The following is a 15,142-nucleotide window of genomic DNA, read 5'->3' as shown; positions in this document are numbered from 1 at the left end:
TGACCAGGCATGAAACTGCTGATGACTTCAATTGGATTGTTCTCCAATTTTCGGGATTCGGACAGCTATCCGATTTATCCGCCACCATGCGAAGACCGACAGGAGGAGCATTGCGGCAAGTAAGACAATACTTGCAAAGCCCCAGCCGGTTTCCACCGCCTCCTCTATCTGTGCGCCGAAAACGAAGCCCGCCGAAACCAGGCAGGCGGTCCAAACTATTGCGGATGCTGCATTCAGAACTGTAAACTTTGCCCATGACATTGATCCGAGACCAACCGGAAGCGCGCCGATGGTCCGCATACCCTTGGGATATCTGTAAAGAAAGATGTAGGCGCAGCCGTACTTTGCAACTAGGATTTTCGCGGCCGCATAGGCCTTTTCGGCAAAAGGCCACCTCGTTAACCACGCATCCCCGTATCGCCTCGCGATAAAGAACCGTGCTTCGTCCCCGAGATAGCCGCCGGCAAAGGTCACCGCTAAAACAAGGGACAAGTCCAAAGCTTGTGTTTGAGCCGCATAGCCCGCGAACAACGGGAGACTACCGCTTTTCAGCATGCAGTATGCGAAAAGCAGGATGTACATCCATGTCCCGTATTCTCGTACTAGATCAGACAAACCGTCCATATCGCTTCACCAAATCAAATCGCAGGCACAAACAGAAACTCTTTTGTGTACGATCTACACGATCTATCGGATGTTTTCCGTCGCATGGCCTGCCTGGTGAGTGCACGACCATCGGACATCTGGTTCAGTTTGGCATAGCCCGGGCACGAGCTGAGGCTTCCGGTGTTTTCCGACAGCCTCTACATGACAGCGCCAGGGGAATGCGGATAATCGGAGTCAGCTCCTACAGGGCACAGGCCTCGCATGCCTGACCTCACGACTTCAGGCCGCTGAACTGTCGGTGGGGACTTCACGGTTTTCTCCGCCTATGCCTCAGAGAAGCGAGGCAGGCTGGTAACGACGATGGGGGTTTTGCCTGGCACTCGACCATACAAGTCGACCACGTCCTGATTGATCATCCGGACACACCCTGAGGATACCGACTTGCCGATCGTCCACCATTCCGGCGACCCATGGATGCGATAAAGCGTGTCCTCGCCATTCTGGAAAATGTAAAGCGCGCGCGCGCCCAATGGATTCTTGAGGCTAGGAGGCATACCGCCATTGGCAATGCTGTAGGGCGCAAGTTCTGGCTGTCGAACGACCATCTCGTCAGGTGGCGTCCAGCGCGGCCACTGACGTTTGTACTGGATGACCCCCTTGCCCGACCATTCGAACCCCTGCCGGCCGAGACCGACGCCGTATCGCATCGCCTGTCCGCCCTCGTAAGTCAGGTAGAGAAAGTAATTGGCCGTATCCACGACCAATGTGCCTGGCCGCTCTCCAGTCGGATCACTCACCATCTGCCGGTAATAGCGCTTGGCGATCTTCTGGTAGGGTATAGCAGGCAGCGGGAACTGTTCGTTCAGTATTGGTCCATAGGTGGTTTCCAGAACTGGATGGGCGATGGGTACGATTTCAGACTGTGTCGTCTCTGCGGTCGTTGTCGAGCAGCCAGTCAACACAGCCGCCGCTGCCCCAGCACCCCCGATAACGAAGCCTCGTCGTGTCAATTTCCCAGACTGCAATGTATTTCCTCTCGACGGTTGAAGTTCTGGCTTACGAGCCGGTCATCAGATTGCGGATCTTCTTCATCCGAACCTCGCGGGATTCATGCATGTCGAGCGTTCCTTTGAAGCTACCATTGGCGTCCATCATGTATACGCCAGCCGTATGGTCCATTGTGTAGCTTCCATCTTCGGTCGGAACCTTGCGTGCGTAGGCGGAGAAAGCTTTGACAGCCGTCGCTGTTTGCTCCGGCGTTCCCCGAAGGGCAAGGATTCGACGGTCGAAGGATGTCATGTACTCGTTGAGCAACTGCTGAGTATCTCTCTCTGGGTCAACGCTGATGAAAACAACGTTGAAACCGCTCGCAGCGGGCCCGAGTTCATTCATCAGGTCACTCAGCTCGAACAGCGTTGTGGGGCAGATGTCAGGGCAGTGGGTAAAGCCAAAGAACGCCAAATACGGCTTTCCCTTGAGGACAGCGTTATCGATCACTTGGCCCCGGTGCGAAACCAACTCAAATGGGCGACCGATCGAAGGGGTAGAGGACGTGTCTGGCTCACCACGTTTGCCGCCACTCGATTGGAGCAAGTAACCTATAATCAGTAGCAATGTGACGATCGCAACCACACACCACGCCACAAGTCGAAACGCTCTGAGAGCTTTCATCTAATTCCCTGCCGACATTCACCCTGAAGAACCTCTTAGAGTAGTCCTAATCCCTCTAGTAGCTTGAGGTTCAACCCTGCGAGTTCTGGTCGATCGTTCAGCAGCTTTTCAACCGCCTCCAGAGGAACATGTCCTTCAACATAGTACCCACCGACAACTGCGGTATGGCAGCCCTGAACATCCAAGGGCACGTTCATGGAAGCCTTGAACGCTTGCATATCATCCTCATCAAGCTCGACCACTTCGTAGCCTTCGCTTGCATAGGCCCTGCTCCATGCAACACAACAGCCGCAACCCGGATCCTTGTGAACGGTCATAGCCGCACCTTCTGCAAATGCGATCCGCGGCACGAGAGCGGCTGCAAGTACAAAACCAACAAACTGTTTTCGCTTCACTTTCGCGTTCCCCTCATAGACAATGGCCGCCCCGCCTAAATTTGGGGCGGCCGCTGTTGTTACTTAAGCTGGGTGACGGTCAGCTTGCCGTTCACCCGCTCTGCCACGAATTCAACGTTGGCACCCGCTTTCATCTTGTCGAGCATTGCGGGGTCTGACACGCTGAACACCATTGTCATTGCAGGCATGTCCAGGCTCTTCAGTTCTTCGTGAATCAACGTCACCTTATTCGCCTTTGCATCGACCTTTTTGACGGTGCCCTTCGTGAATTCTTGAGCGAGGGCGCCAGTGGCGAGAACAGCAAAGGCAGCTGCTAACGGAATCATGTATTTCATCGTTTGGCTCCTAAATCTTACTTCTGTGCCACAGTCACGTCGCCGTGCATGCCGGCGTCGTAGTGACCCGGCACCAAACAAGCGATTTTGAAAACACCGTCATTGGTAAACCTCCAAACTATTTCACCTGTTTTGCCTGGAGCCAAGCGGATCGCGTTCGGATCATCATGTTCCATCTCTGGGAACTTCTCCATGACGGCCTTATGCTCCATAACCTTGTCCTCTTGGTCGAGGACGAATTCGTGGTCAATCTCACCCGCGTTTTTCACCGCGAACACGACTGTCTGGCCTTTTCGGACCTTGAAGTTACTGGGGGTAAACAGCATCTTGCCGTCATCCGTTTCGGTCATAGTGACACGGATGGTCTGTGTTGCCTTTGCCTTGTCGCCGGGCTCTCCAACAGCCATCTCGCCATGTCCGCCCGCGTGTTCGCCGGCAGCTAATACAGGGGTCGCGAGAGTGGCCACTATAAGGCCGATGAGTGCAGTCTTCATGATTTCAGTCCTTTCTTGGGTTGATTTTCAGCCGTGATCCGAGTGCTTCGGAGTGAGCTTTGTCTTTGCATCCTTAGCTTTCGGAACATCGGGCAGCTCGCCCGTCCATTCCCAAGCCTGAGTACCGGGTGGGTTCTCGTACCAGCCTGGATCTGAGTAATCGCCCGCGGATATGCCTTCGCGGACCTTCACCACCGAGAACATACCACCCATTTCGATTGGGCCATGCGGACCCCAACCGGTCATCATGGGCACCGTGTTCTCCGGGATTTCCATGGACATCTCGCCCATATCGGCCATGCCTGCGGTGCCCATAGGCATATATTCTGGTTGGAATTGCCGGATCTTCTTTGCGACCTCTTTTTTGTCGACGCCAATGAAAGTCGGGATGTCATGGCCCATGGCATTCATAGTGTGGTGCGACTTGTGGCAATGGATCGCCCAATCGCCTACATACTTGGCGTCAAACTCGTATGCTCGCATCGCACCAACGGGGATGTCGATACTAACCTCAGGCCACCGAGCTTCTGGCCGTACCCAGCCACCGTCAGTGCAGGTCACCTCGAAATCATAGCCGTGCATATGGATTGGATGGTTGGTCATTGTGAGATTGCCCACCCGCACGCGGACTCGATCGTCTTTCGAAACGACGAGCGGATCGATCCCAGGGAAGACCCGGCTGTTCCAGGTCCAGAGGTTGAAGTCAGTCATCTCCATTACCCGCGGCACATAGGTGCCAGGATCAATATCGTATCCGCTCAGGAGGAACACGAAATCTCGATCCACGGGCATGAACGTTGGATCTTTTGGATGGATCACAAAAAAGCCCATCATACCCATCGCCATCTGGACCATTTCGTCCGAGTGGGGATGATACATGAAGGTACCGGACTTCACGAGGTCGAACTCGTAGACGAAGGTTTTACCGACAGGGATGTGCGGCTGAGATAGGCCTCCCACTCCGTCCATGCCCGACGGCAGTATCATTCCGTGCCAGTGGATGGTCGTGTGCTCCGGTAGCTTGTTTGTAACAAAAATGCGGACGCGATCGCCCTCAACTGCCTCTATGGTGGGCCCGGGAGACTGACCGTTGTAGCCCCAGAGATAGGCTGTCATGCCTTCCGCCATCTCTCTCTCGACGGGTTCGGCAACAAGATGAAATTCCTTCACACCGTTATTCATCCGGAATGGCAGGGTCCATCCGTTGAGTGTGACTACAGGATTGTAGTCCGGACCTGTGGAAGGTCTGACTGGTGACTGGGTAGCGGCCGAATCCATCAGAGCCGCCTCCGGCAGCCCCATATTTGAGGTCTGGGACCAGGAATTGGATGAAACGAGCGCCGCACCCGCCGCGCCGGCCCCAAGTAGCTGTCTTCTACTGAACATTGTCATGTCCTTTCTCAATGTCCGCCTGCAGGCGCTTCTTCAGCTGATGCGACCTCGGACTCTGCTGCAGCCGATCCAGTGCTTCCGCCATAGATGACGGGAGCGAGGTTTGCCTCGGCTATCCAGAAATCTCGTTTCGCGTTTACCGCCAGCATAGTTGAATCGATTTTCTCTCGGGCATCTGAGATCAGTTCGAACGTGCTGGTGATCATTCCGTTGTAGGTGAGCAGGGACTGGTCTTCGATCGCCTTTCGCAACGGAAGAACGCTGTTTCGGTAATGACGAGCAATGTCATAATTTGACCGGTAGGCGATATAAGCAGACCGCGCCTCCGAACGAACGTTGACCGCCTTTTCCGCAAGCTGGTTAGCAGCACGCATGTAGGCCAGTTCACCCTTACGCATCCGAGCCTGTCCGGAGTCGAAGATCGGTATAGTGAACTCCAATGAACCCGTTCGCGAAATGCTGCGATGGATCTTGCCATCCTCCAGTTCGCGTTCCTGCTCAAGCACACCTACCAGTTCGATGTCAGTAACAAATCGGGTGACATCTTCCAGCCTGTATGTCTGAGCTGTCGCATCAAGTTCCAAGCGTGCGAGTTGCAGGTCGATACGCTTCTGGATGGCTTCCGCCTCAATAGCGTCACGTTTGATCAGAGACTTCGGTAGCGACGGCAAGCGGTTTGGTATCTGAAACTCTACGTCAGAACCAGAAAGCCCCATCAACCGAACAAGCTCTTCTTTCGCCAATTTGGCAGCAAGTCGTGCTTTCGCTGTCTCCCCCGCCAATTCGGCGTAGAACACATGTTCTCGCGCCTGATCTGCCTTGGGCAGAGACCCCGCCTCACCCAGCTTCTTGGCCAAGTCTGATGCGGCGTCTGCCGTTGATTTAGCTTGGTTGAGGTAAGCAACGTTCTCCCAGGCAGCGACGGCGTTGATCCATGCCACGCGGGTCTCAGCGGCAAGTGAGATCGAAGCTAGCGCCGCGTTGAGCTGGGCTTGGCGGAACCGCGTTTCTGCAAGCTTCATGTTCTTGTCATAGGTGGCCAATGCCAAGATGTTTGCAGCAATCGCGCCCTCGAGTACACGGTATGCTTCGAGGCCTGGTGTTCCGATTCCTGACAGCCCTACCGAAAACGATGGAAGAACCGCAAGCTGCGTCTGCCAAACATCAGCGGCACTGTCTCCTAGATCCGCGTAGGATGCTTGCAGTCCTTTATTGTTCAGTAGTGCTACCTGCACGGCCGTCTCAACGTCGATGGTTTTTTTCGCCATCAAAGCCTTTACCCGTTCACGTGTCTGCTCTGCTTGTTGGCGATTTTGCACCCACACGGTTTGTTTGCCGGTAGCCTCCGCGCTTTTCACGGACGACCCTGCGAAGCCTGCATCCTTGGCTGAATAGCCCGTGGTCACACACCCAGTCGCGAACAAAGGGAGGACCAGGGTGGAGATCAATTTAATCTTCAGCGCGACCATCACGCGCCTCCATTCGGAGCTTGAGCATCGTTCAAACCGCGCCACGGCTTGGGGTCCACAGGGATACGATGGGAGTACGCACCCACCGGGTTCTGGTAAGCGACGGGCACGACATCGGCGACCGAGTCTGCTTGGCTAGAAGATGCCACCACTTCTGGTAGCGTGGATGCGCAGCCGCTCGCGAGGAGCGGCATGGCAACCACCAGGAACATATGTCTCATGGCTGGATTCCGAATACGACAGAGAAAGGTGCCAAAGCGCTAGGTCGCGCTAAGGCACAGCACAACCCCTCTAGGGGATCACTAGGGCTCAGATATTCGGCGGCAGAGTAACGCGCGGCGCCACGCCTAGATAGAGCGCGTCCTCACGGCTCCCACTGACCCGCCCCGGGATCAGATGGAGGAGGCCGGCAGCATCGCATTCAATAGCTGCAACCACGCAGAACTCTTGGCAGCAGTTTTTGTCTGCGACCTTCGACTCACCACGCTCATGGTGATCGCTGTGAACGCTCATGTCAGACAGCGCAGCGGGCCCGCCTTTGTGCGAGGCCGGGTGACCGGCCTCGACCTGCATCTCGTTGAACGGACTCTCTGGATGCATGGCCGCATTGACCGTGGACAAACTGTATCCCGCCAGTGATACGAGGATCACCAGACGGAAAGTCAGCAATAACGCCGATGTGAATCGACCACGTTCTTTCATGAGAGAAAAGATTGCTGTCTGCTTGACCATTGTCAACTGGATTCCCCAAGCATTATCCGTTCATGATGACCGTGTTGCAGATCAACCACGCTCGGAGCCTCCCAGCCACCGCCCACGACACAGGCCGACCCGGGTTAAAGTTACCGCGTCTTGCTGTTGCGAAGGTACTCGGCTTGAGGGTCAATGATCGACCTCGATCCGTATCGACTGTTCGTACGCTCGACCCAGCCGTTGTCCAACACCCGGAAAGTCACGTTCGGGTCCGACTGTGACGTCGCCGAGTCGCCTGGGCTGCCATGTCCCTGGGTGATCTGCGCGATCGGCGATGCGGTTTCGCTAAGAAGCGTAAAAGCGAATGCGCCGGAGGTAAGGGGGAAAAAGGCGGCGGCTGCGAATATGATACGTTTCATCATTTTATCCTCGTCTGAATCACTGCGACTTGCAGCAAATGAAACATAAACCGCGTTGTTGTCCGGGGTCTGTCATCTGCTATACAAATTTGTAATCGCCATACCGAAAGGCTGCCGCAAGAATGCCGAAATCAGACCTGACGGCTATTATTCTAGCCGGATAGCTCATGGAGATCCTTAATCGAATGAAGATCCTATTGATTGAGGACGATCAAATCACCGGTAGCTACATCCAAAAGGGGCTTACTAGTTCCGGGCACTCAGTAGACTGGCTTACAAACGGCCGCGACGCACTTTCGGCCGGCTTAGACACCGAATACGATGCGCTGGTCGTCGATCGTATGATACCCGGACTCGATGGATTAAGCCTCGTCCGAAGTTTGCGTGCTGCATCCGTTCGCACACCAGTGTTGTTTTTGACGGCGATGAGCGGTGTAGACGATAGAGTAGAGGGGCTTGATGCTGGCGGTGACGACTACCTCATCAAGCCATTTGCGTTTTCTGAATTAGCTGCTCGGATCAATGCACTTGTGCGACGCCCACCCATTGCGACAGAAAAGACGAGGTTGCGAGTGGGAGATCTAGAGATGGACTTAGTGTCAAGAACCACGTGCCGTGATGGCCAGACCATAGAACTGTTGCCCCGCGAATTCGCATTGTTGGAACTGTTGATGCGCAACGAAGGTCGAGTTCTGACCAAAACAATGTTTCTGGAGAAGATCTGGAATTTTAATTTCGACCCGCAAAGCTCGGTAGTTGAGACCCACATTAGCCGCCTGAGGGCAAAGATAGACAAGCCGTTCCCTAAACCGCTTCTGCACACGATCAAAAATACCGGGTACACCCTGCATGCTCGCGGGTAACTTTTTCAAAAGCACCGCTGTACGGCTTGCTACCATTTACATTGGGCTTTTCGCAGCCGCCTATCTGGTCGCCAACACGATAGCGTACCAGATGGTGATGGGTTTTCTGGATGATCGGCTGAACGCAAATGTAATGGAACGTTATCGGGAGATTTCCTCAGCTTATGAGGGAGGAGGAATCAACGGCGCCATCGAAATGATTGAGAGCCACGGGCCAGCCATAAGAGGTGAAGAAACAGTCTACACCCTGCGAGATCCATCTGGTTCATCGATCGCTGGTAACGCTGAGTTGGTGAATGTTCCCCTTGGGTTGTCAGTTCAACCTCCTGATGAACTACGTGCTACCACCTCCCATTATAAGTTATTTCGCGGATCACTGGGAGACTATGATCTGACGGTCGGTATCAGCTATGGCGATACTGACCACTTGTCCGGAATTGTCATGAAAAGCTTCGGCTGGGCAACTGCCATGATCGTCGTTGTAGGCATACCTGGAGCTGCATTTCTGGCTTACACCACCCGCAGAAGGATATTTGCCCTCTGCCGCACGGCTCACGAAATAGGGCATGGCGAGCTTTCCAAGCGGCTTCCTGTCTCGACCCGGATGGACGACATTGATGTCCTGTCGACAGAAGTAAACGTGGCACTGGCTCGTCTGGAGGCCAGCGTTCTCGCTATGAAACAGGTCACCACAGATGTCGCGCACGACCTGAAAACCCCCATCGCTCGTACCTTTCTGGTTCTGGACGATGCGCTGCAGCTCACCGAGACGGAAGAGATAAGAGCAGGCATAGAACTGGCACTATCTGAGCTGCAGTCTATTGCCGACACCTTCGATGCGCTGCTTCGAATAGCGCAGATTGAAGCCCAAAATCGCACCACAAATTTTATCAATTTTGATCTCAAAGCTCTGACATTTGAACTTTACGAGGCGTACGAGGCCATTGCAGTTGAATCTGGCTACAGCCTGTCTATCGTCAACGACGAAAGTGAATGCTTTATACTCGGTGATCCGGCTCTCATACGGCAGTTGCTAGCAAATCTACTCACAAATGCCATGAGGCACACCCCAGCTGGTACGACGATCTCGGTGAAAGTCCAGCGTGAAACGGACACAATCTGTCTGACCGTCTCTGATAATGGCCCGGGTATACCACAGGGTGAGCATGAAAGGGTCTTTGAACGGTTTTACCGTCTTGAGAAAAGCAGGACTACATCCGGCTCCGGGCTGGGTCTCAGTATGGTCAAGGCAATCGCAGAACTTCATGCTGCACGGCCGTGTATTGTTGGGATCCCCCCGGGTCTCACGGTTAAAATTGCTTTCCCTAGCTTGGAAATCGATGGGTAAACCCTTGACTTTTGTCCAACGTACCGGCCCTCTCGGAAGGGACTCAACGGAACCGCAGGAAAGCACTCGTTTATCTGCTAGAACATTCTTCACCTTGGCTTGCTTCATTTCGCAATCCTCCACGGTATCAGCGGAGCCTTATCAGCTATTATATCTACTGGTCAGGGTGACTGAACACAAAATGCTGATCCAGGTATGAAGTAACAACGGAGCACATTTATCTCTTCCTATCGACGGCGCATGAGACGAAGTGCAAGGCCTGCGGTAATTCGTAAGGCAACGCACGCATTTATTCGTCTAGCATTCATGCTGGCATTATTCTTTGGCGTTATCCTAACTGTTCGAACCTGCGTTATTCTCTGATGCACCTTAGCGAAGCAGCGTCTTCAGTGCATATGCTCCCAAGAGGGCCTATCAAAACAGAAGATACATTGCCAGCGCCATAGCGCCACCGAGTGGAGGGAGCGTGACCCGTACCTCAACGAGAGTAGAACGGGGAAAGTGAATGGGACGATCATGGCCTCAGCTCTTGAAGGGATCCGAACCGACGACACCTTTTTGATCGCTCGAAGACAAGGGCTTATCTAGCACGCGCGCAGGAGTTCCTCCCGTCGTGAAAACATCACTCGTTTAGACGGTCAGCCAAACGCCTCATGAGATCCATTCGTTCGTGAAGAATCGCTACGATGAGAGCGGGCGCATGTTCTCGAGGCAGACAGAAGAAGTAGTGGTGCTGGCATCGCGCCATCCGCAGCGCCGGATAGAGTGCGCTCAGATCCTTGAAGGGAACTTTGCCCGCGGCAATGTCCTCCATTCCTCGCTCCAAAGCCGAGACGTATTGACGTACCTGGGCGGCACCCCATTGTGCCCGTGTGTAACGGATTACCGAGCGAAGATCGGATTCTGCCTCTGCGGTCAGGATGTAAGCCGTCAAGCGCGACCTTCGGCAATCTCCTCGTCGAGGATCTCACCTACGGTTTTGGTCGACAGTTTTCCGGCGAGCCCCTCACTGATGCGCGTATTCATCAACGTCTTTAACTCTTCCCAGGCCCGTTCTCCCTCGACGTCGCCGGGAAACAGGCGCTCAAGTGCGTACTGCTTGATTGTCTTGCCCTGCAGAGCGGCTAGCGCTTTGAGGCTTTGATGTTGTTTGTCCGTTATGTCGATCGTCAAGCGGCTCATTTCACATACTCCCGAAGTGACGGACCCACATTAGCACATATGTGGTTTAGTTGCCACCATTGCAGCGTTATCGTAAGACCTGGGCGCAAACGTCCAACATGGGCTTGCCGGAAGCCGCTCTCATGGACTCGGCGGCCACGCAAACCCCGGTAAAGCCGACGGTCGGCCCAGATTACAATCCGGTCGTCACCCTCAACGGTTGGACCTTGCCGTTCCGAATGAACAACGGGGTGAAGGAATTCCACCTCGTTGCCGAGCCGGTGGAGCGGGAGATGGCCGAAGGCATGACCGCATATCTTTGGGGGTACAACGGCCAGTCACCGGGTCCGACCATCGAAGCAGTCGAAGGCGACCGGGTTCGCATTTTCGTGACCAACAAGCTGCCGGAGCACACGACCATTCATTGGCACGGTATGATCCTGCCGTCGGGGATGGATGGTGTTGGCGGGCTGTCGCAGCCTCACATCCCCTCTGGCAAGACCTTCGTTTACGAGTTCGATCTCGTGAAATCCGGCACCTTCATGTACCACCCGCACTCGGACGAGATGGTACAGATGGCGATGGGGATGATGGGCTTCTTCGTCATCCATCCCCGGGACCCGAAGTTCATGCCGGTGGATCGGGATTTCGTCTTCCTGCTCAGCGCCTATGACATCGATCCGGGAACATACGTGCCCCGGATCATGGAAATGACCGACTTCAACCTCTGGACGTTCAACACGCGCGTCTTTCCAGGGATCGATCCGCTCGTCGTTTCCAAGAACGACAGGGTTCGTGTTCGCGTCGGTAACCTGACGATGACGAACCATCCAATCCACATGCACGGCTACGATTTCGAGGTGACCTGCACCGATGGCGGCTGGGTCAGGCCGGAGGCGCGCTGGCCCGAGGTCAGCATCGACATCCCTGTCGGTGCGATGCGCGCCTACGAGTTCGACGCGAAGTACGTCGGCGACTGGGCGATCCATTGCCACAAGTCGCATCACACCATGAATGCCATGGGTCACGAGATCCCGACATTCATCGGGGTCGACAAGAAGGAGGTTGCAAAAAAGATCAGGCAGATCCGTCCCGAATACATGCCCATGGGGACGGCCGGCATGGCGGATATGGGCGAAATGTCGATGGAAATACCGGAGAACACCGTCCCCATGATGACCGGGTGGGGTCCCCACGGCCCGATCGAAATGGGCGGCATGTTCTCCGTGGTGAAGGTCCGCGAGGGTATCTCAGCGGGCGACTACAGCGATCCGGGTTGGTACGAGAACCCTCCCGGCACGCAGGCGTGGGAATGGACCGGGAGCTTGCCCGAGCCTGTCAAAGCGAAAGATGCCAAGACACAACTTCCGTCTGGCCATTCCAATCACGGTTAACTTCCTCCCAGAAACGACAAAGGAAACGATTATGAAACGCATTCTAGTTGGTCTGCTACTCTCAACGTTTGCCACCGCTGCTTTTGCATCCGGTTCGCATGAGGGCGGTCATGGCGAAATGGCCGTTGGCGAACCCGGTGAAAAGGCCAAGGCGTCCCAGACCATCCGTGTCACGATGAAGGAAACGGATGACGGCAAGATGATCTTCACACCAAGCACCTTCAAGGTCCGCCAGGGCCAGACCGTTCGCTTCGCGATCAAGAATGCGGGCGAGGTCGATCATGAATTCGTGCTCGACCAGGAAGACAAGATCATGGAGCACAAAGCCGTGATGGAGAAATTCCCGGAAATGGAACACGAGGATCCGAACGCCATTCGCCTCGCGCCCGGAAAATCCGGCGAGATCGTCTGGAAGTTCACCAACGACGGCGTGTTCAAGATCGCCTGCCTCCTTCCCGGTCACTACGATACCGGCATGCACGGCGACGTCACGGTCGCGAAGAAATAAGGAGCAACAGAAATGACGATGAAAGCTATCACAAGAATCACACTCGCCGGCGCCGTCGCCTTCGCCTTCGGCACCGCCGCCTTCGCGCAGGAATTCACCAGCGGCACGGTCAAGAAGCTGGACGAGAAGGCGAAGAAGGTCACGCTCATCCATGAAGAGCTGAAGAACCTCGAGATGCCGGCCATGACGATGGTATTCCAGGTCGCTGATGACGCGATGCTAGAAAAGCTCAAGGTCGGCGCAAAGGTCCAGTTCGTTGCCGAGCGCGTCAACGGAAAGCTGACTGTCACCCAGGTCAAGTGAAGCACAGGGCCGCGCTGGATGCAGCGCGGCCCCGTTCCTCATGAGACCGGCAGGAGGCAGAAGGTGCGCCAGAGATCCTGCTTCCAATCCCCCGGCTCGGGCGAATCCGACAGCATAAACTCTGATTGGCCGATCATGACGGCCTTCGGCGCGGCGCATCGTACCTTTGCAAGGTGGGCGCTGTGGTCGATGAATCTGATCTGACCCTCGGGTCCGCGCTCTGTGAGCGCGACTTGCACATCGAAATTATATTCCGGGTCAAGAGAGGTTGCCGCGACGGTCACGGACAGGCTGATGGTCGTTTCATCCGCGAAATAAGACGTATGAAACGGCTGATCCTCTTGGGCATTTGACGCCGACACCAGCAAAGCCAGAACGACAAATGCGCATGTTATGCCAGTTCGCATTGCACACCCCTCCCATAGGCGACTTGGCCGCCTCATCCTATCACACCACAACTCCACTCGCAGCCGCCCGATTTCCTCAAACCCGCCTCGACAGGTCTGGCAGGGTATCTCGCCGCCAATGCTCCTCAATTGATGCCGTTCGCCCGCTGAAGCTCGCGCACATAGGCCACGATCGTAGCGACGTCGGCCCTCGTCAGACCCGGCTGAGGAGGCATGTTTCCGAATTTCCAGTGATGCGCGCGCACGCCGTTGGCGACGGCCATTTCAAAGGCGTAGTCTCCGTGGTGAGAAGGTTCGTATATCCGATGGATGAGCGGCGGGCCGGCATCGGTTCCGGCCGCGTTCTTGCCGTGGCACGCTGCACAGACGGCGTTGAAAGCTCGTTCTCCCATCTTTGCGGTGTCGGACAATGACGAAGGTACGACAACCGACAATGCCGTCCCCTGGCCCGATACTCCTCTTCTGGCTTCGTCTTCCGATCCGGTTCGATTCCAAAGCGCAAAGCCCGCAACCGCTGCCGCGGCGACGAGCAGAGCGAAGACGTTTCTCTTGTTCATTTGTGAATCCTTATGTCTTTAGGCCGCCGAACACCCTCTCTGCCGCCATCAACTGCCGAACCCGTCGGCATGAATGTGGTGGTGGGGCGGCGCGCGATGGCGATGTGGGGCCACGAAATTGTTTTCGTGGCCTCCGGCGTGTCAGCCGTTCGAGATGCGGCGTTGGTAGTCTGCCTCTCGCTGCGGCCAGGTACTCTTGATGTAGTCGAGGACAGCCTCGATCTCGGCGGAGGTCAGAGCCTCCCGAAAGCCGGGCATGTCACTCTCGTAGCCACCGCCAACCACCGCGGCGGTCCCATCGGTGATGATTGCGAGGAGCTGCCTGTCCGAATGATGCCAGGTGTGACCGGTCTCGTCATGCGGCGGCGCCGGAAGGCGGCCGCTCGTGCCCGGGCTGCGCCAGTCGGGCTGGCCTTCGAGTTTCGTGCCGTGACAGCTCGCACAGTTCGCTAGATAGACTGCCCGGCCAAGGGCGATGCGATCGCTCGCCTCCTGACCGGACCGTCCCTTTCCGACCAAGATCGCACCGGCCGCCGCCAGGAGAGTTGCGGCGACCGCGATCCAGAGCGGTTTCATGCAGCGATCCTGAACTCGGTCATCATCCCGGTGGCCAGATGCGGCATATGATGGCAATGCAACATCCAGCTCGCGGCCTCGCCGGCATCAAGGGCAACAGTGACCATCGACATCGGCGGTATGTACACGGTATCGCGGCGCGCACCTTCGAAGCGTCGCCTGTTGATGCCAACAACCTGGAATGCATGCCCATGCAGATGCATCGGGTGCCCCATCATCGACATATTGTGGAACATCAGTTCCACCCGATCGCCGCTCGTTGCGGCAACCGGCCGATGCTTGCCCCATGTTGCTCCGTCGATGGTCCAGACATAGGGCTGCATCGAGCCGCCGAGCATGATCATGTGGCTTCGATCCACCGGACGGGCGGCAAGCGTGTCGACAGCGACCAGCCGTGACTCCTGAGACAAGTCCGTGTCGAAGGCCGGGGCGTCATTCGCTGAAAGGGAATCGATCCTGTCGATCGTGGCGCCCGCGGGGGCGAGAATAATGCCGGTCCTTTCACGTTCGCCCTCCCTGAGCGCCAGAATCGGCCATGCGCGGGTCTCATT

The 15,142-nt window shown here is 55.8% G+C and carries 22 protein-coding genes; 5 read left to right on the top strand and 17 right to left on the bottom strand.

What is annotated here, in order from left to right; genetic code table 11:
* Window positions 1–27: 27 nt before the first annotated feature.
* From DYZ14_RS23305 to DYZ14_RS23260, 11 genes are all read right to left on the bottom strand, one after another.
* Entirely contained in the window at window positions 28–582 is a 555-nt protein-coding gene (locus DYZ14_RS23305) for a DedA family protein (protein ID WP_232365658.1), read from the bottom strand.
* 347 nt (window positions 583–929) lie between these two features.
* Entirely contained in the window at window positions 930–1,631 is a 702-nt protein-coding gene (locus DYZ14_RS23300) for a L,D-transpeptidase (RefSeq protein ID WP_210209318.1), read from the bottom strand.
* Window positions 1,632–1,662: 31 nt separating this feature from the next.
* A complete protein-coding gene (locus tag DYZ14_RS23295; RefSeq protein ID WP_154722832.1) occupies window positions 1,663–2,277 on the bottom strand; it encodes an SCO family protein in 615 nt (204 codons plus the stop codon).
* Window positions 2,278–2,312: 35 nt separating this feature from the next.
* Window positions 2,313–2,672 carry a DUF411 domain-containing protein gene (locus tag DYZ14_RS23290; RefSeq protein WP_232365657.1) on the bottom strand — a complete coding sequence of 120 codons (360 nt, stop codon included), beginning with the start codon at window positions 2,670–2,672 and terminating at the stop codon, window positions 2,313–2,315.
* 59 nt (window positions 2,673–2,731) lie between these two features.
* Complete coding sequence (locus tag DYZ14_RS23285; RefSeq protein ID WP_154722831.1) at window positions 2,732–3,007, bottom strand: copper-binding protein; 276 nt, start codon at window positions 3,005–3,007, stop codon at window positions 2,732–2,734.
* A 17-nt stretch (window positions 3,008–3,024) separates the two neighbouring features.
* A complete protein-coding gene (locus DYZ14_RS23280) occupies window positions 3,025–3,501 on the bottom strand; it encodes a cupredoxin domain-containing protein (protein ID WP_154722830.1) in 477 nt (158 codons plus the stop codon).
* Between the two features lie 27 nt (window positions 3,502–3,528).
* A complete protein-coding gene (locus tag DYZ14_RS23275) occupies window positions 3,529–4,887 on the bottom strand; it encodes a multicopper oxidase family protein (protein WP_154722829.1) in 1,359 nt (452 codons plus the stop codon).
* A gap of 14 nt (window positions 4,888–4,901) precedes the next feature.
* On the bottom strand, window positions 4,902–6,362 hold the full coding sequence (locus DYZ14_RS23270; protein ID WP_154722828.1) for a TolC family protein: 1,461 nt from the start codon (window positions 6,360–6,362) through the stop codon (window positions 4,902–4,904).
* Entirely contained in the window at window positions 6,362–6,583 is a 222-nt protein-coding gene (locus DYZ14_RS24520) for a hypothetical protein (protein WP_232365656.1), read from the bottom strand. Before DYZ14_RS24520 ends, DYZ14_RS23270 begins: the two co-directional genes overlap by 1 nt.
* Before the next feature lie 88 nt (window positions 6,584–6,671).
* The gene (locus DYZ14_RS23265; protein WP_154722827.1) at window positions 6,672–7,094 is read right to left on the bottom strand and encodes a hypothetical protein; all 423 of its coding nucleotides are present in this window, start codon (window positions 7,092–7,094) and stop codon (window positions 6,672–6,674) included.
* Window positions 7,095–7,204: 110 nt separating this feature from the next.
* Window positions 7,205–7,474: a hypothetical protein gene (locus DYZ14_RS23260; RefSeq protein WP_232365655.1), complete on the bottom strand. Its 270-nt coding sequence runs from the start codon at window positions 7,472–7,474 to the stop codon at window positions 7,205–7,207.
* Between the two features lie 185 nt (window positions 7,475–7,659).
* Here DYZ14_RS23260 and DYZ14_RS23255 point away from each other — a divergent pair, with 185 nt between their 5' ends.
* Together DYZ14_RS23255 and DYZ14_RS23250 are read left to right on the top strand one after the other, a co-directional pair.
* A complete protein-coding gene (locus DYZ14_RS23255) occupies window positions 7,660–8,337 on the top strand; it encodes a winged helix-turn-helix domain-containing protein (protein ID WP_154722834.1) in 678 nt (225 codons plus the stop codon).
* Complete coding sequence (locus tag DYZ14_RS23250; protein WP_154722825.1) at window positions 8,324–9,685, top strand: sensor histidine kinase; 1,362 nt, start codon at window positions 8,324–8,326, stop codon at window positions 9,683–9,685. The genes DYZ14_RS23255 and DYZ14_RS23250 overlap by 14 nt, the downstream gene beginning before the upstream one ends.
* A gap of 622 nt (window positions 9,686–10,307) precedes the next feature.
* Here the strand turns inward: DYZ14_RS23250 and DYZ14_RS23245 are convergent.
* Window positions 10,308–10,619 carry a type II toxin-antitoxin system RelE/ParE family toxin gene (locus tag DYZ14_RS23245; RefSeq protein ID WP_080843318.1) on the bottom strand — a complete coding sequence of 104 codons (312 nt, stop codon included), beginning with the start codon at window positions 10,617–10,619 and terminating at the stop codon, window positions 10,308–10,310.
* A complete protein-coding gene (locus tag DYZ14_RS23240) occupies window positions 10,616–10,867 on the bottom strand; it encodes an antitoxin (RefSeq protein ID WP_080843319.1) in 252 nt (83 codons plus the stop codon). Before DYZ14_RS23240 ends, DYZ14_RS23245 begins: the two co-directional genes overlap by 4 nt.
* A gap of 50 nt (window positions 10,868–10,917) precedes the next feature.
* On the opposite strand from DYZ14_RS23240, the gene DYZ14_RS23235 reads away from it, so the two are divergent.
* From DYZ14_RS23235 to DYZ14_RS23225, 3 genes are read left to right on the top strand one after another with little or no spacing between them, the layout of a single operon-like run.
* Window positions 10,918–12,240, top strand: a complete 1,323-nt coding sequence (locus DYZ14_RS23235) for a multicopper oxidase family protein (protein WP_080843320.1) — start codon at window positions 10,918–10,920, stop codon at window positions 12,238–12,240.
* Between the two features lie 31 nt (window positions 12,241–12,271).
* A complete protein-coding gene (locus DYZ14_RS23230) occupies window positions 12,272–12,748 on the top strand; it encodes a cupredoxin domain-containing protein (protein WP_115672699.1) in 477 nt (158 codons plus the stop codon).
* Between the two features lie 18 nt (window positions 12,749–12,766).
* Window positions 12,767–13,051, top strand: coding sequence for a copper-binding protein (locus tag DYZ14_RS23225; protein ID WP_077546222.1), 285 nt, complete (start codon window positions 12,767–12,769; stop codon window positions 13,049–13,051).
* Window positions 13,052–13,089: 38 nt separating this feature from the next.
* On the opposite strand, the gene DYZ14_RS23220 is transcribed toward DYZ14_RS23225, so the two are convergent.
* The 4 genes from DYZ14_RS23220 to DYZ14_RS23205 form a co-directional block, all read right to left on the bottom strand.
* Window positions 13,090–13,458: a hypothetical protein gene (locus DYZ14_RS23220; RefSeq protein WP_052821447.1), complete on the bottom strand. Its 369-nt coding sequence runs from the start codon at window positions 13,456–13,458 to the stop codon at window positions 13,090–13,092.
* A 125-nt stretch (window positions 13,459–13,583) separates the two neighbouring features.
* A complete protein-coding gene (locus DYZ14_RS23215) occupies window positions 13,584–14,015 on the bottom strand; it encodes a c-type cytochrome (RefSeq protein WP_037094849.1) in 432 nt (143 codons plus the stop codon).
* 141 nt (window positions 14,016–14,156) lie between these two features.
* Window positions 14,157–14,591 (bottom strand): c-type cytochrome, encoded by a 435-nt coding sequence (locus tag DYZ14_RS23210; protein ID WP_077546207.1) that lies wholly within the window; start codon window positions 14,589–14,591, stop codon window positions 14,157–14,159.
* A partial coding sequence (locus DYZ14_RS23205) for a multicopper oxidase domain-containing protein (RefSeq protein ID WP_154722824.1) occupies window positions 14,588–15,142 on the bottom strand: 555 nt, incomplete at its 5' end. The genes DYZ14_RS23205 and DYZ14_RS23210, both read right to left, overlap by 4 nt.

The sequence above is a fragment of the Ciceribacter sp. T2.26MG-112.2 genome, assembly GCF_900492205.1.
GTDB lineage: Bacteria > Pseudomonadota > Alphaproteobacteria > Rhizobiales > Rhizobiaceae > Allorhizobium > Allorhizobium naphthalenivorans_A.
This window is presented reverse-complemented; position numbering and strand designations above follow the sequence as displayed.